We start from the raw sequence: 24,425 nt of genomic DNA on the forward strand, positions 1-24,425 counted from the left end.
CTGATTGGGACATAGTGTTGCGAACGTATTCAGTCTGTCAACTGTGCTGCATGCCGTTTCTGCAGGAGTGGTGCTGAAAGTGTTGCAAACGTTGTCAACGGTCTGACCGTGCGATAGGGGGTGTTCCCCTTCATGGTTCGTGCGGTCAATGCTCAAGGATGAGAGAAAGGACTCATATGGCCGTACGACGATTCAGCTCGCTCGCCAAACGCCTTGCCGTAACCGGCATAGCGGTGGCAATGTCTGCCACAACGCTGGTAGCATTGCCGGCTTCTGCGGACGAGACCGAGGCCAATGCACAGGCGCGCACATCTGTTGGCGCGCCGGGCGATGTGATCGCCATCGCATTCCAAACCAACTGGAATTCGGTGGCCAAGGAGTGTACCGAGGCTTACGGCCCCGAAGGTGTGGCCTACGTACAGGTCTCCCCGCCGATGGAGTCCATCCAGGGCACTGAATGGTGGACCTCCTACCAGCCGGTCAGCTACAAGCTCGACTCCAAGCTCGGTACGGAAGCCGAGTTCAAGACCATGATCGCCACGTGCAACGCGGCGGGCGTCGAGATCATCGCCGACTCGGTCATCAACCACACCACCGGCGCCGATCAGGGCGAGGGCACCGGCGTCGCCGGCAGCAAGTACGACGGCGAGGGCAACTTCCCCGCAATCCCGTACACCAAAGAGAACTTCCACGACTGCACCAAGAACATCGGCGACTACACCAACGCCGACGAAGTACAGAACTGCCGCCTGACCAGCCTGCAGGACCTCGACACCAGCCAGGAATACGTGCAGGACAAGCTCGCCGACTACATGAACCGCCTGCTCGACCTCGGCGTCTACGGATTCCGCGTCGACGCGGTCAAACACATCGCCACGGCCGACGTGGCCGCCATCAAGGCCAAGCTCGCCGAGAAGTCCGGCCGCAACGCCGACGATATCTTCTTCGAGCAGGAAGTCATCGGCAACGCCTCCGAAGCCGCGGAAATCCAGCCGAGCAACTATGTGGCGAACGGCAAGGTCTCCGAATTCAACTTCACCAACCACCTGTCGGTCGCCTTCGCCGGCGACATCACCGACGCCAGCAAGGGCCTTGCGAAGGTCGGCGGCGACGGCTGGGTGAGCTCCGACAAGGCCGCAGTGTGGGTGACCAACTGGGATACAGAGCGCGGATCGGCCATCACCTATAAGAAGGGCTCGAAGTACCTGCTCGCGAACGCGTTCATGCTCGCGTACGACTACGGCCAGCCGCACATCTACTCCGGCTACTACTTCGACAACTCCGACGACGGCGCTCCCGGCGCCACCGAAACCTCCGTGCCCGACATGGAGTGCCCGACCGACGGCTCGATGACCTCCGGCACCTGGCAGTGCGCCGAACGTTGGACCGCGATCCGCGGCATGATCGGCTTCCACAACGCGGTCAACGGCACTGACGTCACCAACTGGAAGGCGTACGACACCAACGTGCTCGGCTTCGGTCGCGGCGACGTCGGCTACCTCGCGCTCAACAACAGCGCCGACGACTCCAAGCAGACGTTCCAGACGTCACTGCCCGCCGGCGAATACTGCAACGTGTACGCCACCGGCGACTGCTCTGCAACTGTGACCGTGGAGGACGACGGCACGTTCGACGCGACGCTCGCGAAGAACTCCGCCATCGCGATCTACGCGGGCGCGACCAAGGATTCCTGGACCGGCACGACCAAGTCCGATCCGTCCGATCCGGACCTGTCCGTCAACGACGAGACCAAGAAGGCCGCGGCCGACACGAGCCGCACCATCTACTACAAGCTGCCCGACGGCTGGAAGCAGGCGTACCTCCACTACGGTATCGACGGCTGGGCCGAGCAGGGCCACGAGCTGATGGCCGACGCCGGCAACGGCTGGGTCAAGTTCACGGTCGATCCGAAGGGCAAGTCCTTCGAATACGTATTCACCGACGGCGGCGACAACTGGGACAACCCGAATGGCGGCGGCAACTACACCGCGCAGGGCCACTGGACGGCGGTCGCCGACCACGAGGCCAGCGCCGGCGTGCCCTCCGATGTGCAGTCGTACCAGCCCAAGACCAAGGTGATCGTGCACTACAAGCCCGCCGAAGGCGACACCGTCGCCGATCGCGGCGTGTACATGTGGGGCACCGACAAGAACGGTGACTCCCTGGCTGGCGCATGGCATGCCTTCACCGGCGAGGACTCCTACGGCAAGGTGTTCGAGACCACCATCGACGGCGCGTACGACGCCGCCAAGATTGGCGTGATCGTCACCACCGAGGGCTGGGACAAGGTCGGCGGTGACCGCAACATTGACGGTTCCACCGGCACTGCCGAGATTTGGGTCGACGGTACCAATCCGGACGAAACGCTCACCGAAGCCCCCGACGGCTACAAGAAGGCCGCCAACCAGATCGACGTGACCATCCACTACCACCGCCTCGCCGACGACTACACCAGCGAAGACGGCATGAAGGCATGGGACATCTGGGGCTGGGCCGACGGCGTCAACGGTGCTGCCTACCCGTTCACCGAGCACGACGACTACGGCCTGATCGCCAAGTACACGCTCAAGGGCAGCGGTATGAGCACGCCGCAGTTCATCGTGCGCTACGGCGGCGACAGCTGGGAAGGCAAGGATCCGAACGACGAGAACCGCACGATCCCGCAGTCCGCCATCACCGTGAACGCCGACGGCACCGCATCCGCCGAAATCTGGCTGGTGCAGGGCGACACGACGATCTACACCAACGGCACGCTCTACGACGCCAAGGGCACGATCGTCTCCGCCGAAATGACCGACTTCAACACCATCACGGTCAAGCTCAACAAGGCGCTCACCATCGACAAGCCGGCCGACGCGGTGTCGGTCGAGGGTGCGAAGATCAAGGACGTGAAGGCTAGCGGGAACACCGTGACCATTACCACGGCCGACAATCTTGACGTGACCAAGGCCTACAAGGTGACGATCGAGGACTACGGCACGCAGAACGTGTCGCTCGGCGCCGTCGTGCGCTCTGACGCGTTCGACAAGAAGTACGCCTACGACGGCGATGATCTTGGCGTGACCTACAAGGCCGAGAAGTCCACGTTCAAGCTGTGGGCGCCGACCGCCACCAAGGTGACGCTGCGCCTGTACGCCGACTCCACCGATCCGAAGGCAGCGCAGACCGACGCCGTGACGCTGGAGAAGTCCGGCAAGAAGGGCGTGTGGACGTTCACCGTGGACAAGGATCTCAAGGATTACGCCTACGACTACGAGCTGACCTTCGCCGACGGCACGGTAAACACGTCCGCCGACCCGTACGCGACCGCCGCCGTGGCCAACGGCGAGCGATCCGTCGTGCTCTCCGACAAGGAGAAGGGCGATGCCGGCAAGCGCATGGCGTCGTTCAGCAAGCCGACCGACGCGATCATCACCGAGGCGAACGTTCGTGACATGACCATCAACCCGAACTCCGGCGTCTCCGAAGCCAATCGCGGCAAGTATCTCGGCTTCGTCGAGGAGGGCACCACGGTCGACGGCAAGCAGGGCGCGGCGCCCACCGGCATCGACTACCTCAAGTCGCTCGGCGTGACGCATGTGCAGATCATGCCCGTCTACGACTACGGTTCCGTGGATGAGACCGGCGATCTGAGCTACGGCGCGCAGTACAACTGGGGCTACGATCCGGAGAACTACAACGTGCCGGAAGGCTCGTACTCCTCCGACCCGAGTGACCCGAGCGCTCGCGTCAAGGAAATGAAGCAGATGGTCTCCGGGCTGCACAAGAACGGCCTGTACGTGGTGATGGATGTGGTCTACAACCACGTCTACAACGCCTCCGAACACGCCTTCAACAAGACCGTGCCTGGCTACTACTTCCGCTACGACGCCAATGGCAACCTGACCAACGGCTCCGGCTGCGGCAACGACGTGGCTTCCGAGCGTGCGATGGTCCGTAAGTACATCGTCGATTCCGTGAAGTACTGGGCGACCGAGTACAACGTGGACGGCTTCCGCTTCGACCTCATGGGTCTGATTGACCAGACCACCATGAATCAGGTGCGTGCGGCACTTGACGAGATCGATCCGTCGATTCTCGTCATCGGCGAAGGCTGGGATATGACTGACGCCATTGGCAACCAGGAAACCACGCAGCCCAATGCCTCCAAGGTCAAGGGCGTGGCGTTCTTCAACGACTCCCTGCGCGACGCGATCAAGGGTAGCGTGTTCTCCGACGAGGACACCGGCTTCATCGCCGGCAAGGCCGACAAGGAGAACCTCATCACCACCAACGTGCTCGGCTGCAACAACAAGCGCGAGGGCATCGATGAGAACGGCCACTGCAACAACGGCACCGCCGACACGAACTACGGCGGCGCGGATCAGGTGGTGCAGTACGTCGAGATCCACGACAACCTGACCTTGTACGACAAGCTGGTCAAGAGCGCGCCCAACGACTCCGAGGAGACGCGACTCGCTCGCGCCAAGCTCGCCGACTCGCTGATTCTGCTCTCGCAGGGCATCACCGACATGCAGTTCGGCCAGGAGTTTCTGCGCACCAAGGGCGGCAATGGCAACAGCTACAACGCCGGCGACGCGGTGAACGCCATCGACTGGAACCGCACGGTCGAGCAGGCGGGTTCCGTGAACTATGTGAAGGGCCTGATCGCCCTGCGCAAGTCCATCAAGAACCTGCACCTGAGCAGCTATGATGACATCGCCAAGAACATGACGGTGCTGCAGCAGTCCGACGGCGTGGTGGCCTACCAGCTGAAGGACGGCAGCGACACGTATGTGGTGGTGTTCAACGCCAACGAATCGGCCGCAACGGTCGAGGCCGTGCCGGCTGGCAAGTACACCGTGCTGGCCGCCGATGGCAAGGTGACGGAGACGCAGGATAAGAATGCTGCAACCACCGTGGGCGCTGACGGCTACCAGGCCGGAGCGCTCGCCGCTGCCGTGCTCAAGGCCGGCGTCGACGATGATTCGACCAAGCCCGATGGCGGCAAGGACGATAACCAGTCGGGCGGCACCGCCACCCCGGGTACTCCGGGCGATAGTGGCAACGGCAATGGTCAGACCGGTGACGGCAACGCCTCCAGCGGCGCATCCGACACCGCGGCCGGCCAATCCCAGCAGTTCGGCGCTGCCGCTCTGCCCAACACCGGCGTAGCCCTGTCCGTCATGGCGGTCGCCGTATTGGTGATGACCGCTGCCGGCATGCTGTTGCAGCGGTTCTCCAGGGGCGGCAATGCCGTCAACAGTAAGGAGGGCTCCGAACAGTAGTCCACACCGCGTCAGTTGCTGAGTGCCCCCGCTGGCGGGGGCTGTCGGCGAAGCTGACTGGGGGTGGCTCAGAGCCGCTCCAAAAAACCTGAGCCTACATCGCTCAACTTTTGTGATGAATTTGGGAATAGAACTTGCCAAACAGAAGTTGAGTGATGTAGGCTCAAGTTTTGGAAGGCCCAAGAACCAACCAAGGAACTTGAGCGAACAACGTAAGAACAAACGAATAATTAAGGAGCACACATTATGGCACGTGCAGTTGGTATCGATCTGGGCACCACGAATTCCTGCATCGCTACGCTGGAAGGTGGCGAGCCCGCCGTTATCGTCAACGCTGAGGGCATGCGCACCACCCCGTCCGTGGTCGCGTTCTCCAAGTCCGGCGAAATCCTCGTCGGCGAGGTGGCCAAGCGTCAGGCTGTGACCAACGTTGACCGCACTATTTCTTCTGTCAAGCGTCACATGGGCACTGACTGGACCGTCGACATCGACGGCAAGAAGTGGACCCCGCAGGAGATTTCCGCACAGATTCTGATGAAGCTGAAGAGGGACGCTGAGGCTTACCTCGGTGAGCCCGTCACCGATGCTGTCATCACCTGCCCGGCATACTTCAACGATGCCCAGCGTCAGGCCACCAAGGACGCCGGCAAGATCGCAGGCCTGAACGTTCTGCGTATCATCAACGAGCCGACCGCAGCTGCTCTGGCCTACGGTCTGGAGAAGGGCAAGGAAGACGAGCGCATCCTGGTCTTCGACCTCGGCGGCGGCACCTTCGATGTCTCCCTGCTGGAGATCGGCAAGGACGACGACGGCTTCTCCACCATTCAGGTGCAGGCCACCAACGGCGACAACCACCTCGGTGGCGATGACTGGGATCAGAAGGTCATCGACTGGCTGGTCGGCGAAGTCAAGAACAAGTACGGCGTTGACCTGTCCAAGGACAAGATCGCTCTGCAGCGCCTGAAGGAAGCCGCTGAACAGGCCAAGAAGGAGCTGTCCTCCTCGACCAGCACCTCCATCTCCATGCAGTACCTGGCCATGACCCCTGACGGCACCCCGGTGCACCTGGACGAGACCCTGACCCGTGCGCACTTCGAGGAAATGACCTCCGACCTGCTGGGCCGCTGCCGCACGCCGTTCAACAACGTGCTGCACGACGCCGGCATCTCCGTGAGCGACATCGACCACGTGGTGCTCGTCGGTGGTTCCACTCGTATGCCCGCCGTCAAGGACTTGGTCAAGGAACTCACCGGTGGTAAGGAAGCGAACCAGTCCGTGAACCCGGATGAGGTTGTGGCTGTCGGCGCTGCCGTGCAGTCCGGCGTCATCAAGGGCGACCGCAAGGACGTCCTGCTGATCGATGTGACCCCGCTGTCCCTCGGCATCGAAACCAAGGGCGGCATCATGACCAAGCTCATCGACCGTAACACCGCCATTCCTACCAAGCGTTCCGAGGTCTTCTCCACCGCCGAGGACAACCAGCCGTCCGTGCTGATCCAGGTCTACCAGGGCGAGCGTGAGTTCGCCCGCGACAACAAGCCGCTGGGTACCTTCGAGCTGACTGGCATCGCTCCGGCTCCGCGTGGCGTCCCGCAGATCGAGGTCACCTTCGACATCGATGCCAACGGCATCGTGCACGTGTCCGCCAAGGACAAGGGCACTGGCAAGGAGCAGTCGATGACCATCACCGGTGGTTCCGGCCTGCCGAAGGACGAGATCGACCGCATGGTCAAGGAGGCCGAGGCTCACGAGGCCGAGGACAAGAAGCGCAAGGAGGATGCCGAGACCCGCAACCAGGCCGAGGCGTTCGCCTACAGCACTGAGAAGCTCGTCAACGACAACAAGGAGAAGCTCTCCGACGACATCGTCAAGGAAGTCACCGACAAGGTCAACGCTCTGAAGGAATCCCTGAAGGGTGACGACGTCGAGAAGGTCAAGACCGCGCAGACCGAGCTGATGACCGCCGCCCAGAAGATCGGCCAGGTGCTGTACGCCCAGCAGGGCGCTGAAGGCGCCGCAGCTGGCGCTGGTGCAGCCGGTGCCGCTGGCGCGTCCGCCGGCTCCGCCTCCTCTTCCTCTGACGATGACACCGTCGAGGCCGAGGTCGTGGACGACGATGACGACAAGGACAACAAGTGATGTCCGACTTCAATAAGGACGACTACCTGAACGACCTGCCCAACGCAGACGATCTGGCCGCCGCCTCCTCGGCTCCCTCTGACGAGGGAGCCGAGGAGGCGAATGCCGCGACTGAGGGAGAGAAGCCGGCCGACTCTGCCACTTCGGCTCCCTCTGATGAGGGAGCTGGCGCGGCGAATGCCGCGACTGAGGGAGAGACCCCGGCTAACTCCGCCACTTCTGATGCCGCTGGCGCAGCGCACACCGCGAACTCCGCCACTTCGGCTCCCTCTGATGAGGGAGCTGGCGCGGCGAATGCCGCGACTGAGGGAGAGACCCCGACAGACGACAAGAAGCCGGCCGACGGCGACACCCTCACTCCGCTTGGCAAGGCCAAGAAGGAGGCAGCCGACTACCTTGAGGCGCTGCAACGCGAACGTGCGGAGTTCATCAACTACCGCAATCGCGCGCAGAAGGAACAGGAGCGCTTCCGTCAGCACGGCATCATCGACGTGCTGACCGCGTTGCTGCCGGCATTGGACGATATCGATCGCATCCGCGAACACAGCGAGATGGACGATTCGTTCAAGGCTGTCGCCACCAAGATCGACAAGGCGTTCGAGAAGTTCGGCGTCGAGAAGTTCGGCGAAAAGGGTGAGGACTTCGACCCCACCAAGCACGAGGCCATCCTGCACAAGCCGGATGACTCTGCCGAGAAGGAAACCGTCGATACCGTGGTCGAGGCCGGCTACCGCATCGGCGACCGCGTCATCCGCGCCGCCCGCGTAGTAGTAGTCTCCCCCCACAACTGATCCCCGCTCAGGCGGCTCAAACATTCACAGTGCTTAGTGCTTCCTAAAGCACTAAGCACTTCACTAATACAGACTTTTACGAAAGGAGACATGAATGGCTGAGAATGAATGGCTGAACAAAGACTTCTACAAAGTCCTTGGTGTCTCCAAGGACGCTACTGAAGCCGAAATCACCAAGGCCTACCGCAAGCTGGCCCGCAAGTACCATCCTGATCTGAACAAGACCAAGGAAGCCGAGGAGAAGTTCAAGGACATCTCCGAGCCGTATGACGTGCTGAGCAACAAGAACGAACGCCAGAAGTACGATGCGATTCGCCAGTTCGGCATGGGCGGTGCCCGCTTCGCCGGTGGCTCCGGTTCGGGCGGTTTTGACGCCTCCGGCTTCTCCGACATTTTCGGCTCCATGTTCGGCAATGCGTCGGGCATGGGCGGCAATGGTTCGCGTATCCGCTTCTCCACGTCGGGCGGCGGCAATCCGAACCTGAACGATATCTTCTCCATGTTCGGCGGTGCCGCCGGTCAGGGTGCAGGCGCGCAATTTGGCGGTCAATCGCCGTACGGCAACGCCGGTGGCTACGGCTATGAGGAGGCGCCGCGCCCCGAGAACGGCGAGGACCGCAACTCCAAGATCAGCCTGACACTGCGCCAGGCGGTCAAGGGCGCGACCGTGTCCCTGTCCGTCGATGGCAAGAAGTTCAAGGCCCACGTGCCTGCAGGCGTCAAGGACGGTCAGAAGATCAAGCTGGCGGGCAAGGGCAAGCCGGGCATCAACGGCGGTCATGCGGGCGACCTGTACCTGCATGTCACCGTCAAGCCGGACGACACTTACTCCATGCGCGGTCATGACATCGTCATGGATTTGCCGGTGACCGTCGGTCAGGCTGTGGCCGGCGCCAAGGTCGAGGCCAAGGACATCGACGGCAATCCGGTCACATTCAAGGTGCCTGCGGGTTCCAGCTCCGGTGCTGAAGTCAAGCTTGCAGGGCTCGGCGTCAAGCGTGGCAGCGAGACAGGCGACCTGATTGGTCGTGTGCAGATCATGGTTCCCGCCAAGCCGGGGCTCATGCTCAAGCACGTCGCCAAGGAATTCGACGAAAAAGCCGGCGACTACCTCGCCTGACCCGCACGGTCGCCGTCCGCGCACGAAGTACACACAGCAACACAACAATCAGTGGGAGGCGCATCATGGCGCGAGTCAATCAGATTCGGCAGTTGTACGCCATGTGCGCCACCGCGTTGGTGCTGGGTCGCGCCGACCTTGATGGGGCTGACGACGTCGGCTTCGACATCGAACTGCCCATTTTCACTGTCGGCCAGGCCGCCGAGCTGGCCAACATCCATCCCCAGACCCTTCGCCAATACGACCGTCTGGGGCTGGTCCGTCCGCAGCGCACCGGTGGCGGCGCCCGCCGCTACTGCCTGCGCGATATCGCCCGCTTGGCACATGCCCAGCGCCTGAGCCAGGACGAGGGCATCAATCTTTCCGGCATCGCACGCATTCTGGAACTCGAAGAGGAGAACCGCCAGTTGCGTCGCGAGGTCAAGCGCATGCAGGCCGGCGATCAGGAAAGCGTGTTCGCGGCCGGACGCGACGGCAATATTGTCGAAGTGCAACGCTCCAATCGCGCTCGTTTGTGGCGCAACGCGATTCATCACGAAACCCGCGAGCTGCCGGGGCGCGATACCTTTGCAATGGCTGATGGCGGCTCGCGTGCGTCTAATCCTGATGCCGCCGCCGATTCCAAATCCATGGTCCTCTGGAGCTGGTGAGTAGGGAAAACCCATGATGTAGGGATTCTTGCATGGCATAAAAGTCAGAAATGGCTTTATTCCGCCGTTTTGCATCCCTGCATCATGGACGGTTCCCTACATCGTGCACAAATCCCTACATCATGGGCCGCAACGCCGCGCTGTCCCATCCGGTTGGTGCAATGGACTAAGCAAATACAGCAAGTACATGTAGCTCTTGTGGCTTTGCGAAAGCCCGCGAATGGAGGAAGCCATGCTGCTCAAGGCCGTATTCTGGGATCTGGACGGCACACTCATTGATTCGGAGCCGCTGTGGCATGACGGCGAGATCGAAATCGCCCATGCCAATGGCGGTGACTGGAACGAGGACCTCGGTTGGATGTGCTCCGGCACGCCGGTGCCGAACGTGGCGCGCAACATGATCGAACGCGGATGCACGTTGAGTGTCGAGGAGATTGACAAGCAGCTCAAGGACTATGTCTACAACGCGGAGGTGGCGCATCTGCCGTGGATTCCCGGCGTGCGCGAGGTGTTGCATTCGCTGAAGGACGCCGGCATCCCCTCGATGCTGGTCACCACGTCGCCTCGCCGTATGGCCGAGAACATCATGAAACAGTCGGAAGGGCTGTTCGCCGGCTATGTCTGCGGCGATGATCCGTACGAGCATAAGCCGAATCCTGCGCCATACCTGGCCGCCGCTGCCAAGCTCGGCATCGCCGAGGAGGACATGCCCAAGTGCGTGGTGCTGGAGGATTCCGCGTCGGGCTTGAAGGCGGGCGCCGCATCCGGTGCCACGCTGATCGCCCAGACCGGTTGGATTCGCACGGACAACTCCGGTCTCGGCCAGTTCGCCTCCATCGATTCATACGATGGCATCGACGCCGCCGCGCTGGATGGCTTCGTGAAGCAGCGGCTCGCCGGCTGAAACGCCGCTTCGCCGGGCGGTCTTTTGCCAACGAACTTCTGTCGCGGCATAATAATGCTGGTTATTAGCGATGGCTTAGTGTGGACGTCGTAGGTTTGATGTGGCCTGCTGGTAGGGTGGTTGACGGTTTCAGCGCGAGTGTCCAAGAGGTTGATTCCGGCTGGGCGAGGCGCTGCATATTGATTGCGAATACTGGTTTCACAAGATAGTTCATAGGAACAGCATGGGTTTTGTACATTTTATCGTTGAGTTGCTGAAGGATCCGCGCGCGGCCATCGCCGGTTGGATCGCCATGGGCGTGGCCCCGACCCTCGGATTCATCTTCCTGATCGTGTTCATCGAAACGGGTGTGGTCTTCTTCCCGTTCCTTCCGGGCGATTCTCTGCTGTTCGCCGCCGGTGTGTTCGCCGCGCCTGACGCGGTGACAGGCAAGGCCGCGCTGCCGCTGTTCTACCTGCTGCCGGTGGTATGGTGCGCTCCGATCATCGGCGACCAGTGCAACTACTTCATCGGCCATTTCTTCGGCCGTCGCATCATCCAGTCCGGCAAGGTGAAGGCCTTGACTCCGGAGCGCTTGGCCAAGACCGAGGGCATGATCGAGAAGTGGGGTCCGCTGGCGGTGTTCCTGGGCCGCTTCTTCCCGTTCATCCGTACGTTCATGCCGTTCATTTCCGGCATTTCCGGCATGCGTTGGAGCCGGTTCACCCCGTTCTCGGTGCTCGGCGGCCTGACGTGGTCCACGCTGTTCACGCTGCTCGGATACTTCTTCGGCAACATCCCGGCTGTACAGGATCACTTCGAACTGGTCATCGTGCTGATTCTGCTGGTCTCGCTGGCCCCGACCATCATCGGCCTGTTCAAGGCCAAGTTCGGCAAGAAGAAGGCCGGTTCGGTGACCGGCGCGCACGTCAAGGTCACCGATTCCCAGCTGGATACGCTGGAATCCGGCATCGAAAACCTCGATAACAAGTGATGCCCGCGATTGTCTTTCGCAGGTGATGCCCACCGGTCAAACGTCATGTTTGGCCGGTTTTTCTTTTTATCCACAAGTGCTGTGGATGACACGCCGGAATGTGGATAACTTGGCAAGCTAGAACCACATAGGTCGATTCGGGTTGTGCGGCACATATATGCCGCTGTTCAATCGCCCTATGACTACCATGCAACTATCCTCCGCCGCGTCGCCTGCGGTGCCATTGCCTGACGCGGTGCCTCTTCCCTCCAGCGATGCCATAGTGGATGCGACTACGCTGACTCGAATCACCCAAACCGGAGCCGTACAGGCGCAGCCTGCGCCAACATCACCGCGCGTCAAACCCAGGCGTGGCGCGCGTACCACGGCTGGTGCGCAGCCGCGCCTGCAGTATTTCTCGCCATCCTCACAGCCGCCTTCGCTGACTGCCGCGTGCACCAGCCGGCCGCTGCCGAGCCGTCCGGGCCGTCCAAACCGGGACCCGTCTACGGACGTGGTCCTGCAGAACATCGTCACGATGACCTCCAGCCATAGCGGCATAGGCTTGAGCACCACGGCTGCGATGCTGGCGATGACGCTTTCGCAGCGTGGACGGAGCTGCGCACTGATCGACGCGGATTTCGATTCCGGCTGCCTTGACCTGCTGCTCGGTGTGGAGCGTGAATCCGGCCTGCGTTTCAACCAGATCAATGCGCCGTTGGGCAAGATCGAGGGCAGGGCGCTGAACGACGAGCTCATCGATTGGGAGGGCGTGCGCGTGCTGCCATACAACACCTGGACCGGTCTGCGGCCGGAATGGTGGGAAGTGCAGGCCGTGATACGGGCGCTCGCCGAAGCCAATGACGTGGTCATCGTGGATGCGGGGCAAGGTGAATTCGTCGAGACGATGCCGGAACTGCAGCATGGCATGCAAGTGGTCGGCGTGGAGTTGTCGGTGATGGGATTGGCGCGTGTACGCGCACACCGGGCCCGACTCTCGGCATGGGAGTGCTCGCCCCCTCGTCTGATCGGCATCGCCCCCAGAGGAGCCCCACGCGGACGTGGCATCGTCAGCATAGACGAGGCGGAATCGTATCTCGTATCACCGGTGATGGGGCCAATATACGCCAATACCAGCCTGTGCGGCGATGTACTTGACGGGCTCGGCATCCGTGCTGTGCCCAAGAACTGCCGCAAAGCCATATCGCTGCTTGCCGACGCCGTGGAGCGCACGCTGCACCGCGAATCAGCCGACTGCGGCTAATATGCAGCGCCGTAAATTCGTGGCTCCCCTTGTCAGGACAGCACCGTAAAGCAGACAGCGGAGATGTTTGTAGGTGCTGTGCGAGTCGACAGGCGAGCTGACAAACCGCGCGCGAAGCGCGTCCCTGATTGCAGGACGAGCTGGCTTAATTTCGGCTCCCCTTGTCAGGGGAGCTGGCCCGCGAAGCGGGACTGAGGGGTAGTCAATTCGGCAACGAATCTCTGACGCAGACCACTAGGAGGTGGCCATGCCTGCGCATATCATGCAATCCAATTCACAATATGGTTCGCAATCCGGCCCGCAATCCGGCGCGGCAGCCGCGCCTACGTTCGGATTGCTGGACGAAGTCGTCGCCGACCCGGCGGTGACCGATATCGCAGTGACCTGTGACGGTCGGGTATGGGCGGACCGGGGATCCGGCATGAGCGAACACCGGCTACGTGTGCCGTTTCGCTCCCCGCAAGTGGTGCGAGAATACGCCACGCAATTATGCGCGCAGCTGGGGCGAAGACTGGACGATGCCTCGCCAATCGCGGACGCTTCCACTGTGGACGGCATCCGCGTGCATGCGGTGATTGCGCCTCTGGTGCCGCAGGGCGCCGCCTTGTCCATCCGCTTGCCGAGCGATACTGCGCTCGCATTGCCTCAGCTGGCGCAGCACGCCATGTTTCCGATGGCCTGGATGCCCGTGCTTCAGGGGCTCGTACACGGGCGCGCGACGATTCTGGTCACCGGAGGCACCGGATCAGGCAAAACCACGCTGGTCAAGGCGCTGCTGGCGGAATGTGACGCGGACGAACGCGTCGTCACCGTGGAGGAAGTGCGTGAATTAGGCGATTTCGGTCATCGGAACCACGTGTCGTTGATGGCGCGTGAGGCGAATGTGGAGGGTGCGGGCGCGGTGAGCCTTGCCGATCTGGTCAAGGCCACGTTGCGTATGCGCCCCGACCGTGTGGTGCTGGGGGAGTGCCGGGGCGAGGAGATCGTGGACCTGCTGCGTGCGTTCAACTCGGGGCATCGCGGTGGTATGACCACGCTTCATGCGGACAATGTGGCTCGCGTGCCGCCGCGACTGGTATCGCTCGGTCTGCTGGCCGGCGTCGCTCCGGAGGCGATGGCGATGATGGCGGAGGACGCGTTCGACGCGGTGTTGCACGTGGAACGGACGGATGGGCGCAGACGAATCGCGCAGATAGGCCGGTTGGAAAGCCGGGGTGGCAGGCTGCAGGGCGTCCCTCTGGCGCAATGGCCGGGCATGGGGGAGCCGCAGTATGCACCGGAATGGTTGCAGTTCCTGATGCGATGGAGCATTGCGGAACCCGCGCAATCCGCGCGCCCCTACTTCGATACTGATTGAATCCCACTGGCCGCCGCGCAAGGAAGCGAACGCGCAGCGCCAGATCGGCATGAGATGGAATGAGGCGAAACAATGAATGCGTTGCCGTTGTGGAGCATGATGCTGGCGATGCTCGCCGTGTGTCTCTGGCCATGGCCGGGCGACGGCGTCGCCGGGCGTATCAGGTGGGAAGGTGCCCGCCGAAACCAAGGTGCCCGTCGAAATCATGGTGCCGGCAATATTGACTGCAACAGTATCGGTGCCAATGCCGGCAGTATTGCCGGCGGAAAGAACAATGCGGTTCGCCGCATAGGCGTCGCGCAGATGCTGACGGCGATGATCGCGCGCATGAACAGCGGTGGCACACTGCTTGAGGCCTGCGAGGAGCAATACGGGCGGCGCTTCGCGACACGGGAGATCACCATACACCGTCTCGCCACGGCATTCGAGCGGCGGCGGATGCCGGATGAGACACGGATGCAGGCCGCGCGCGCAGCCCGTGGCGCATACGCCGCCGCCAAGGTCGGCGAACGGTTGGGATGCCGCGCCTCGCCTTGCCTGGAGGTGGTGCTGGCCGGGTACCGGCAGATGCGATTGCTGCAGAACCTTCAATCGCAGGCGCTCGCCGTTCCCAAGGCGACGGTCGGCATGCTCAGCGCCTTGCCGATGGTGACCATGCTGTTGGGCGAGTTGATGGGTGCGCGTCCGATGGAGTTCCTGCTGGGTTCGGCGCAAGGTCTGGCTTGTCTGCTGTCCGGCTGTTGTTGCTATGTCATCGGTCTGTTGTGGGTGCGCGCGCTGCTTCGCGGGGGCGCCGAATGACGGGTGTGTTTTGGGCTTGGGGAGCGTCGGTATGCTGTGCGGTCGCGGTATGGTTGCGTACTGTTCCGTTGCCGGTGCGTGAACGGTTGACTGCCGGCTCTGCTCATGCTGCGGTGGTGGAGGAGGAGCCGGATGATGCCACGCATACCATGCTGATACTGCGCCTATTGCGCGTGGCGCTGGTGCAGGGAGCGTCGATTCCCGATGCGTGTGAAGCGGTGGGGTACGCGGCAGGCGGCAGCAGCGGAAGGGCGATAGGCAAGGCCGGCGAGCTGCTCAAGCAAGGGGTAGCTTGGTCCGATGCCTGGCATATGGCGGAACACAGCGACGATGGGGCGGCCGGAGCGATGGCCGATTCGGCGGTCGGGACGATGGCCGGCACGTCGGTCGGGGCGACTGCCGGCGGGTTGGGCGTGGCGACAACCAGGGCTATGAGCAGGGCGGCAACCGGGGCGACGGGCAGGGCGGCAACCGGAGCGACGACCAAAACAACAACTAAGACAACGGCCGGGGCTGCCGACGACGCCGGCTCGGTGGCAGTGATTCGCGCGGCACTGGAGCCGTCGTGGCTGCATGGCGACGCCCCGGCTGTGCGCCTCGAATCCGCTCTGGAACAGCTTGACGCCGACGAGCGGTCGGCCATAGAACGCCGGGCTGCACGGCTCTCCGTCAAGCTGCTCGTGCCCACGGGACTGTGCTTTCTGCCGGCGTTCATCATGGTGGGGGTGATTCCCTCGATGGTATCTTTCATCAGCTGACTGCGGAAGCCCCTGCGACGGTGTCCTATGTTGGCCCCCTCTGATGAGGGGGCTGTCAGCGTAGCTGACTGGGGGAGAGACAGGGGACGACTGTGTTGTGTGTTTCTCTCCCTCACCCGGCTGTCGCCGGGAGCTCCCTCATCAGAGGGAGCCGAAATAGAATCAACGAACTTCGGACGCGGACCACTGGATCGCCATGCTGAGTCCACTCCTGGTTGTGTCCTGTCCATATCCGGGTGCTTCGTCCATTTGCCGAAACGGTTTTGACCACGGGGGGGGGGTAGCGTTTTGGCACAGGAGCGTAATCGTTGTGATTGCGCACTGGTGAAGGGAAAACTATGAAGAAGATGGGCAAAGTTGTTGCCGTCCTCGCTGGTTTGAGCATGATGCTCACCGGTGTGGGCACGGCGTATGCCGACGATGCCGCCGGTGATGCTGCGGTTTCGCAGTCGCAGACCGCCACGGCCGACGCTCAGGCCGCACAGGCTCAGGCTGATGCCGCCAAGGCCGACCAGAATGCCAAGCAGTCCGCCAAGACTCCGGCTCCGGCCAATGTCGACCCGCAAGTCAAGGCCGCACCGAAGGCTCAGGCCAAGGCCGCTGCCTCCGATAGCGCGAAGATCTCCGGTGTCGTGGCACCGTCTACCGCGTTGAAGTATGGCGCGGATTATGATCATGTGGACGAGTCTGCCGCGTTCAAGGTCACGCTGACTGGTCTGACCCCGGGTAAGGCGTATGGCGTGAAGTCCAGCATGAACGCGTTTAACGGGCTGCCTGCAATCGGCCAGACCACTTGGACATACGGTTACACCGATCCGGTGTTTACCGCCTCGGCATCGACCCAGACGATTGATGTGTTCTACAGAGGCTCGGTCAAGCCGTCCTCGACGGTTCAGTTCGCGCTTGTCGCGGGCGACAAAGTCAACGTCGATAACTGGGGTAATAAGTCCCTGAACGGTACTGTGATCAACACCTATGGTGGCGTGAATGTGAAGGTCCTTGACGTTACGGGCTCGAATCTTGTGACGCTGGACAGCCAGTCCGTGGAGGACATAGGCGTGCATACGGTCGGTCTCAAGGGCCATTACACCATCGATCCGAAGATTGCCGGTAGTGTCGCCAAGGTCTGCTATTCCACCACCGTTACTCGCGTGTTCAAGGTGAACGGCACGTTCGATGCCGATATTGTTGGTAGTATTGCCTACAATGGTCGCTATGTCTGGGATTGCGTTACTGGCGCGATTTCCGATGATGATGATCCTGAGATCGACAATCTTTTCAAGGTCAACGATCTGATTACGCTGGCGGCAGGTGCGTCAGGTAGCCAGACCATGACGGGCCAGTGGTTCTCCCACGGGTTCACCATTACCGCTAAGGATGGCAAGCCCATTCCGGCCTCCGGCGATATCGAGAATGTGGTTCCTGGTCTGCTCGCCAACACCAAGTACGGCAACTGGGGTTACTCTTCCGCTGACATGGGCGCACAGGAACTTATTTATGACACCGCCAAGTCCCAGACCACTCAACCTGATCCTGCCTCATTGATGTACTCGGGCATCGTGCTGACATTCGATGATGGATCCCAGCTGGTACCGGTCGCCTCATCTTACAGACCGGAGGTACAGCCCAACGCGTTGAAGACTGTTTCTGATTTCACCACCAAGGCCGCCACGAATGGCCCGGTCGCTTCCGACGACCTGACCGATGCCAACAAGAACGGTGTCGAGGGCGCCGACGGCAACAAGGCGAACGCCGGTTCCGTGTACCGCCTGTACATCGACAGCCTGAAGGAATCCGCCACCTGCAAGGCGCTGGTGGAGAAGGGCTCCTACTGCTACTGGACCGGCTACATCTACTCCACTCCGAAGCAGCTTGCTTCTCCTGACGGCAAGTCGTCCGCGGTTCGCGTGGACAAGGATGGTAAGGCTTACGTCGAGTTCAACATCCCCGCTGACACCGTGAACGGCGACCACAAGATTGCTCTGTATGACAGCGACGGCAAGCTGCTCGGCTGGACGCCGGTGACCGTGGCCGAGGGCCAGGAGCCGACTCCGCAGCCGGAGAAGCCGTCTGCTGAGGATGTGGCTGCCCTGCAGTCTGCGATCAAGGATGCTGAGTCGAAGAAGCAGGCTGATTACACGGCCGAGTCTTGGGCTCCGTTTGCGGCTGCTCTGAAGTCCGCGCAGGATGTGGCTGCCAAGTCCGATGCCACGAAGGCCGAGGTGACTGCCGCCACCGCGAAGCTGGCTGAGGCCTCCAGCAACCTGGTCAAGGCCGGCTCCACGACCCCGACCAAGCCGGAGAAGCCGACTAAGCCGACCACTCCGACCAAGCCGAACAAGGACAACAACAAGAACCAGCAGAAGCTGCCCATCACCGGTAGCAGCGTCCTGGTGATTGCGTTCGTCGCCATCGCTCTGGTGGCCGCGGGCGTGAGCGTGGTGGTGTACCGCCGTCGCAACGCCTGAGAGATCGATTCGGTGACCTGCGCCGCCCAGTGAGATATTGACCGGCGTAGGTCACGCGATTCGCCGCTCCTATGAGGGCCTCTTCCCTGTGAAGAGGCCCTCATTCGTTATCCATGACTGTGCAACGGGAAGCGGGTCCTATGAGCGTGCGGACGTTGCCCAAGCCAGGCACACGTATGCGGCGCCGGCCTGTGCTACTGATGCCAAGGCCAGTCGGCTGGACTCGTTGGCTGCCAGCATACGTTTGCTGCGGTCTTGCGAGCCTATATCTCACCAAACGTACGCTGAGAGCTGCTCAGTGTACGTTTGGTGAGGTAATGCCGGCTCAAGCCTCAGCAAACGTACGCTAGTGCTTCGCCGCTAATCGCCCTCCGGTAACATGCCCCGCGATACACTGGAGCGTATGAAGATTTCCGCTGATTTCACGGTCGTGCCTGACGACTTCGCCAAAGCCGCCGCACCTGAATACCGGGTAAGCGGCATCCCCGTCATCTCCTTCCCGTTCTATGTGGACGAGGTGAATCCGGACGCCCGCTATCTGCACTGGACGTTCACCGATCCCGATTCGATTCCGGTCTGCGGCTTCGAATGGATCCATTGGACGGTGGCGAACCTGCCCATCGACGCGCTGATGTTCGACTTCAATGATGCGCATGCGCTCGCCATCCCGCCGGACTTCTCCCGTCAGTTGCCGGCGATGGTTCCCGAGGCGGTGCAGGGTCGCAATTCCTCCGCTTCCAAGTTCGTGGGGCGCGAGAGCGATCCGGCCGTAACCATGCGGTACAACGGCCCGCAGCCGCCGGACAAGGACCACGACTACTACCTGCACGTCTGGGCCACCAAGGAACCGTTGCCCGGACTCAATCAGGGATTCTGGATGAACGAACTGCTGCACAAGCTGCGCGAATGCGGCGAGGCCCCCGACCAGGGTGCCATGTTCGTCACCGGCAAGGCGTGACACCGGTTGTGGGCAACCGCCCACGGTGTAGTGGCAATCCCACGGTGTAGGGAAGTTCCCACGGTGTAGGGAAACTCCCATGATGTAGTCAGCGAAAACGTTGGTATTCCGCCATTGTTCGATTTTGTTCGACCGCATCGTGGGGTTTTACCTACATCATGGGGTGTTTGTTCACGCGAACAGTACGACGAATATGAACACAGCGAACCCAATAAACATAACGAACACATAACGAAAGGACAATGCATTCTTATGGCCTGCACCACGATTCTGGTAGGCAAGGACGCGAGCTATGACGGCTCCACCATCATCGCCCGCAACGAGGATTCCGCGAACGGCGAGTTCAATCCCAAGCGATTCATCGTCGTCAAGCCCGAAGAGCAGCCGCGCGAATACAAGTCGGTGATCGCCCACCTGACCATCGAACTGCCCGACAACCCGCTGCAATACACCGCAGTGCCGAACGCCGACCTCAAGGAAGGCATCTGGGGCGAAGCGGGCGTCAACGAAGCGAACGTAGCGATGAGCGCCACCGAAACCCTGACCACCAACGAGCGCGTGCTCGGCGCTGATCCGTTCGTGGAATACGCGCCGGCCAAGGGCGACGAGCCCGAAGTGCCCGGCGGCATCGGCGAAGAGGACTTCCTGACCATCGTGCTGCCGTACATCAAGACCGCGCGCGAGGGCGTGGAGCGACTCGGCTCCCTGCTCGAGGAATACGGCACTTACGAGATGAACGGCGTCGCCTTCTCCGATTCCAACGAAATCTGGTGGCTGGAGACCGTCGGCGGACATCACTGGATCGCCAAGCGCGTGCCGGACGAGGCCTATGTGACCATGCCGAACCAGTTGGGCATCGACGAATTCGACTTGGCCGACGCTCTGGGCGACCAGGAGGACCACATGTGCTCCGCCGATATGGCCGAGTTCATCGAAGCCAACCACCTCGATCTGGCCGTGGAGAACACCACGCCGTTCAACCCGCGCGACGCCTTCGGCTCCCATTCCGACTCCGACCACGTGTACAACACTCCGCGTGCGTGGTACATGCAGCGCTTCCTCAACCCGTACGACGAGGTCTGGGATGGCCCGGACGCCGACCACAACCCGGAATCCAACGACATCCCGTGGGCCCGCCAGCCTGAGCGCAAGGTGACCATCGAGGACATCAAGTACGTGCTGAGCTCCCACTATCAGGGCACGCCGTTCGACCCGTACGGCCAGCTCGGCGACGAGCGCACGCGCCACATGTATCGCCCGATCGGCATCAACCGTCAGAGCCAGCTCGCCGTGATGCAGATCCGCCCGTACCGCCCGCAGGCCTCGCGCGCGATCCAGTGGCTGGCATACGGCTCCAACCCGTTCAACACGCTGGTGCCGTTCTTCCCGAACGTCGACACCACGCCCGCATACCTCGAAGACACCACCACCCGCGTGACCTCCGAGAACTTCTACTGGGCGAACCGCATCATCGCCGCCCTGTGCGACGGCGCCTTCCGCTCCACAGCCAACGCCATCGAGCGCTATCAGGAGAAGACCGGCGCGATGGGCCACCGTCTGGTGGCCGCCACCGACGAGCAGGTGGCGCGGCTCGGCCTGACCGCCGCCGAGGAGGCCGAGCAGTCGGCCGCCGAGGGGGAGTTCGAGGCGGACAACGTGGACGGCGACGTGCAGCCGATGACCCCGGACGAGATCATCGCCGCCACGCGCAATGCGGAGGTGCGCGGCATCCTCGCCGCCGCCAACCAGACCATGGCCGACCAGCTCAAGACCGAGACCGAGAAGCTGCTCGACTCCGTGCTGTACACCCGGAGCATGGAGATGAAGAACGGCTTCCACATGTCCGACTTCTAGTCCGAACCTATCCAGCTGAGGGATGTGGTCGGATTTCTCTATGATTTGACTACCCCTCAGTCTCGTTACACGAGCCAGCTCCCCTGACAAGGGGAGCCAGAGATACTGAGAAAGGCATACTCCACCAATGACCACCATTGCAGACTTCACCAGCCAGTACGGCCTGGTCAAGAAAATCGACGCATTCGGCTACCTGAAGTACCTGGCCGACAACCCGGACGCCCCGCGCAAGCACGGCAAGGTGATTCTCGTCACCGCCGATACGCCGCTCAAGGCGTCGCGCGGTGAGGGCAAGACCACCACCACCATCGCCCTTATTGACGCGCTCAACAAGCGCGGCATCGACGCGGCCGCCGTGCTGCGCCAGCCCAGCATGGGCATCACCGCAGCCGGTTCCAAGGGCGGCGCCTCCGGTGGCGGCAAGGCATCCCTGACCCACCCGGAGCTCATCGACTGGGGCCTGTGCGGCGAAATGGGCGCCATCGAGGCGGCCCAGAACCTGCTCGTCTCCTTCGCCGAGAAGGCCGTGGACGAAGGCAAGCTGGACGATATCCTCGTGCCGCGCGTCTCCGAAGTGCCGAGCCGCTCCCTGCGCTCCATCGCCGTGGATTACGGCAAGGGTAACGTGGCGGAAAAGGTTGTGCTTACCCCAACCTGCGAGCTCATGCAGATCGTGGTGCTGTCCCGCTCGATGGATGAGATCGCCGAGCGTGTTTCCAAGATGATCGCCGGCACCAAGGACGGCAAGGCCGTGACCTTCGGCGAATTCGTCGACCTGTGGCGCATCACCGGCATCCTCGCCGACGCCGTCAAGCCGGCGCTCACCGAAACCGTGAACGGCTCGCCGGTGTACGTGCACGGCGGCCCGTTCGCCAACGTGTCCATCGGCATCCCGACGCTGGTCAGCGTGGAGATGGCCTGCGCGTTGCACGACGTCGTGATCGTCGAGGCAGGCTACGGCACCGACGCGGGCGCGCAGAAGTGGCTGGACATCGCCTGCCGCGAATACGGTGCGCAATGGCCGTCCGCCGCGGTTGTCGTGACCCGCGCCTCCACGTGGCGCGACGACCCTGATCTGGCGTGGCGCTACCCGTTCCACGTGCAGCGCCTCGAGGGCCTCGATATCCCGACCTTCCCGCTCATCAACCTGTGGGAGGGTGAGGACGACCAGATTCCGTCGCTCAAGGAGACCGCTGCGGAACTGGAATTCCGCACGCCGATTATCGGCAACCTGTTCCGTGACGGCGGCGAGGCGCTGGCCCCGCAGCTTGACGCCTTCGTGGACGTGCTCGAGAACGGCTCCATGCCGGCCGAACCGCACTCTCACAAGGGCATGGCCCTGACCGAGAACGCCAAGTGGGTGGCGGAGCACGCTTATGGCGTGCCGGCCGAGCGTGTGCTCTACAAGCCCGGTTTCGCCGATTCCGTCGCCGAAGCGATGGCCCTGTGCCAGAGCGCGGGCATCTCGCTGGACGATCTGGCGTTCGTGGCGGTCAAGTCCCCGGCCACGATGACCGACAACGACCGCGCCCCGGAAGACGAGCGCACCGTGACGTTGAAGAAGGTCGAAGTGCATGCCGGCGCTGGCCTGGTGCACGTGAACCTCACCACCAGCCTCACCACCCCGATGCCGAAGATCGTGTGATTCGTTCACTCTTCACCAAGCCCTACTAACGGAGAAAGCCCACCAAAGCGGTGGGCTTTCCGGTTTTCAGGGGTTGTGAGCGGCTGTGCAGCGAAGAAATGGTGGCAACTAGAAGTTGCCGCCATTCCATCCCCAGTCGGTGGTGGCGGTGTAGCGGATGTACGTGCGGTCCTCGGGAATGCCCAGCGTGGAGTTCAGCGCGGCCATGATGGATTCGGTGAGCTTCTCCCAGGACGAGCTCGGCACGGAGCGGCCGAACACGTTGACCTCCACGTAGGCGGCGGGCTGGTCGTCCGAGCCGCCGAAGTAGATGGGCATCTCGTCCTCGAACGGGCACATCAGCCAGCCTTCGGACTTGCCGGGCACGGCGGTGATGGCCTTGCCGTATGCGGCCTTGAGCGCCTCGCGCTGCTCGGGGGTGGTCTTCACGGAGACGTGGGTATGGATGACAGGCATGATTCCTCCTTGATAATGTGGAATTGGCTTGGCCTTGTACAGGGTCCAGTCTAGCGATTTGCGGCGGTCGTGGCACTTAGTGGTTTGCCTCGTAATTGTTTGAGGTGTATTGGCCCCCTCTGACGAGGGGGCTGGCAGCGGAGCTGACTGGGGGAGAGACAAGAGATGCAGTGCTCAATTATTAGTGAGACGGACCACTAGCTTGCCAATTGCGGAGATTATTGGCCTTTCCCTGTGATACCCGCCCAACAGTCAGCCCGGTAGTGTTGAATACCCACTGTGAGAAAACTGATTGCACAGCTTATGAAGTTCGGCATTGTGGGCGTCATCGCCTTCATCATCGACTGGGGCATCCTCAATCTTCTGGTCGGCGTATTCCACATGCACAATGTGCTTGCCGCAACCATTTCCTTCATCATCTCGCTGATCTTCAACTACTTGGCGAGCATGAAGTTCGTGTTCAAGCACCGCGACGATATGGCCCGTTGGATGGAGATCGTCATCTTCGTGGCGGGCGCGGTCGTGGGCCTGTTCATGAACGATGCGATCATCTGGCTGGCGACCTACGGCATGAACCATGATGCCTATGTCTCGCAGCATGCCGAATACCTGCTGCGCACGAACGTCGGCAAACTGGTGGCCACCGCCGTGGTGATGGTCTGGAACTTCCTGATCCGCAAGTGGCTGCTCGACGACACCCATACCAATGCGATGAACCGTCTGCGCTCCGCTGAAAACAAGCTGAGCGCCGAAGAGCTCGAAGCCAAGTGGCAGAACAGCTTCTCCCACAAGCTCGGCGTCTGGTCGCTGGAGCACACGCCGAAGGGCTGGCCGAAGTAGCGAACATAAACTTCGGGACGTAAGCGCAGAATCCGTATTTCTGCACTTGCATCCCACGGCCGTGCGGGACGTAAGCGCGCTCAACCGATTGAGTGCACTTACGTCCCGTTTTGTATTGCGGAAAACAGTGGAATTCCGTCATTGTGGATTTGCGATTTCTGTTGGGTTGCGGGATGCAACGACACCAAGGCCTGTTCTGCA

Annotated in this window: 17 protein-coding genes; 16 read left to right on the forward strand and 1 reads right to left on the reverse strand. The window is 62.0% G+C overall.

Translation table 11 applies throughout. The features are described 5' to 3' along the window. Window positions 1–176 precede the first annotated feature (176 nt). From pulA to BREU_RS00150, 15 genes are all read left to right on the forward strand, one after another. Window positions 177–5,267: a type I pullulanase gene (gene pulA / locus BREU_RS00080; protein WP_044089447.1), complete on the forward strand. Its 5,091-nt coding sequence runs from the start codon at window positions 177–179 to the stop codon at window positions 5,265–5,267. A 246-nt stretch (window positions 5,268–5,513) separates the two neighbouring features. Then, window positions 5,514–7,406: a molecular chaperone DnaK gene (dnaK, locus tag BREU_RS00085; RefSeq protein WP_044089446.1), complete on the forward strand. Its 1,893-nt coding sequence runs from the start codon at window positions 5,514–5,516 to the stop codon at window positions 7,404–7,406. Continuing rightward, complete coding sequence (gene grpE, locus BREU_RS00090) at window positions 7,406–8,197, forward strand: nucleotide exchange factor GrpE (RefSeq protein WP_044089444.1); 792 nt, start codon at window positions 7,406–7,408, stop codon at window positions 8,195–8,197. The genes dnaK and grpE overlap by 1 nt, the downstream gene beginning before the upstream one ends. 94 nt (window positions 8,198–8,291) lie before the next feature. Further along, complete coding sequence (locus BREU_RS00095; protein WP_044095732.1) at window positions 8,292–9,317, forward strand: DnaJ C-terminal domain-containing protein; 1,026 nt, start codon at window positions 8,292–8,294, stop codon at window positions 9,315–9,317. Between the two features lie 65 nt (window positions 9,318–9,382). After that, the gene (locus tag BREU_RS00100; RefSeq protein ID WP_044089442.1) at window positions 9,383–9,967 is read left to right on the forward strand and encodes a heat shock protein transcriptional repressor HspR; all 585 of its coding nucleotides are present in this window, start codon (window positions 9,383–9,385) and stop codon (window positions 9,965–9,967) included. A 232-nt stretch (window positions 9,968–10,199) separates the two neighbouring features. Next, the gene (locus tag BREU_RS00105) at window positions 10,200–10,871 is read left to right on the forward strand and encodes an HAD family hydrolase (RefSeq protein WP_044089441.1); all 672 of its coding nucleotides are present in this window, start codon (window positions 10,200–10,202) and stop codon (window positions 10,869–10,871) included. A gap of 223 nt (window positions 10,872–11,094) precedes the next feature. Then, entirely contained in the window at window positions 11,095–11,844 is a 750-nt protein-coding gene (locus tag BREU_RS00110) for a DedA family protein (protein WP_044089440.1), read from the forward strand. 178 nt (window positions 11,845–12,022) lie between these two features. Continuing rightward, entirely contained in the window at window positions 12,023–13,087 is a 1,065-nt protein-coding gene (locus tag BREU_RS00115; RefSeq protein WP_238566960.1) for a P-loop NTPase family protein, read from the forward strand. Between the two features lie 247 nt (window positions 13,088–13,334). Continuing rightward, the gene (locus BREU_RS00120) at window positions 13,335–14,444 is read left to right on the forward strand and encodes a CpaF family protein (protein WP_238566961.1); all 1,110 of its coding nucleotides are present in this window, start codon (window positions 13,335–13,337) and stop codon (window positions 14,442–14,444) included. A gap of 72 nt (window positions 14,445–14,516) precedes the next feature. Then, the gene (locus BREU_RS00125; RefSeq protein ID WP_161788304.1) at window positions 14,517–15,245 is read left to right on the forward strand and encodes a pilus assembly protein; all 729 of its coding nucleotides are present in this window, start codon (window positions 14,517–14,519) and stop codon (window positions 15,243–15,245) included. A 311-nt stretch (window positions 15,246–15,556) separates the two neighbouring features. Continuing rightward, window positions 15,557–16,003: a hypothetical protein gene (locus tag BREU_RS12605; protein ID WP_414133009.1), complete on the forward strand. Its 447-nt coding sequence runs from the start codon at window positions 15,557–15,559 to the stop codon at window positions 16,001–16,003. A gap of 347 nt (window positions 16,004–16,350) precedes the next feature. Continuing rightward, on the forward strand, window positions 16,351–18,471 hold the full coding sequence (locus BREU_RS12175) for an FIVAR domain-containing protein (RefSeq protein WP_193786513.1): 2,121 nt from the start codon (window positions 16,351–16,353) through the stop codon (window positions 18,469–18,471). A 403-nt stretch (window positions 18,472–18,874) separates the two neighbouring features. Continuing rightward, window positions 18,875–19,429 (forward strand): YbhB/YbcL family Raf kinase inhibitor-like protein, encoded by a 555-nt coding sequence (locus tag BREU_RS00140; protein ID WP_044089783.1) that lies wholly within the window; start codon window positions 18,875–18,877, stop codon window positions 19,427–19,429. 252 nt (window positions 19,430–19,681) lie between these two features. Beyond that, window positions 19,682–21,283, forward strand: a complete 1,602-nt coding sequence (locus BREU_RS00145) for a C69 family dipeptidase (protein WP_044089784.1) — start codon at window positions 19,682–19,684, stop codon at window positions 21,281–21,283. Between the two features lie 127 nt (window positions 21,284–21,410). Further along, complete coding sequence (locus BREU_RS00150) at window positions 21,411–22,928, forward strand: formate--tetrahydrofolate ligase (RefSeq protein ID WP_044089785.1); 1,518 nt, start codon at window positions 21,411–21,413, stop codon at window positions 22,926–22,928. 108 nt (window positions 22,929–23,036) lie between these two features. On the opposite strand, the gene BREU_RS00155 is transcribed toward BREU_RS00150, so the two are convergent. After that, window positions 23,037–23,384, reverse strand: a complete 348-nt coding sequence (locus BREU_RS00155; RefSeq protein WP_044089787.1) for a phenylpyruvate tautomerase MIF-related protein — start codon at window positions 23,382–23,384, stop codon at window positions 23,037–23,039. Window positions 23,385–23,687: 303 nt separating this feature from the next. On the opposite strand from BREU_RS00155, the gene BREU_RS00160 reads away from it, so the two are divergent. Continuing rightward, the gene (locus BREU_RS00160; RefSeq protein WP_044089788.1) at window positions 23,688–24,224 is read left to right on the forward strand and encodes a GtrA family protein; all 537 of its coding nucleotides are present in this window, start codon (window positions 23,688–23,690) and stop codon (window positions 24,222–24,224) included. Window positions 24,225–24,425 lie beyond the last annotated feature (201 nt).

Source organism: Bifidobacterium reuteri DSM 23975 (assembly GCF_000741695.1).
In the GTDB taxonomy this organism is placed as follows: domain Bacteria; phylum Actinomycetota; class Actinomycetes; order Actinomycetales; family Bifidobacteriaceae; genus Bifidobacterium; species Bifidobacterium reuteri.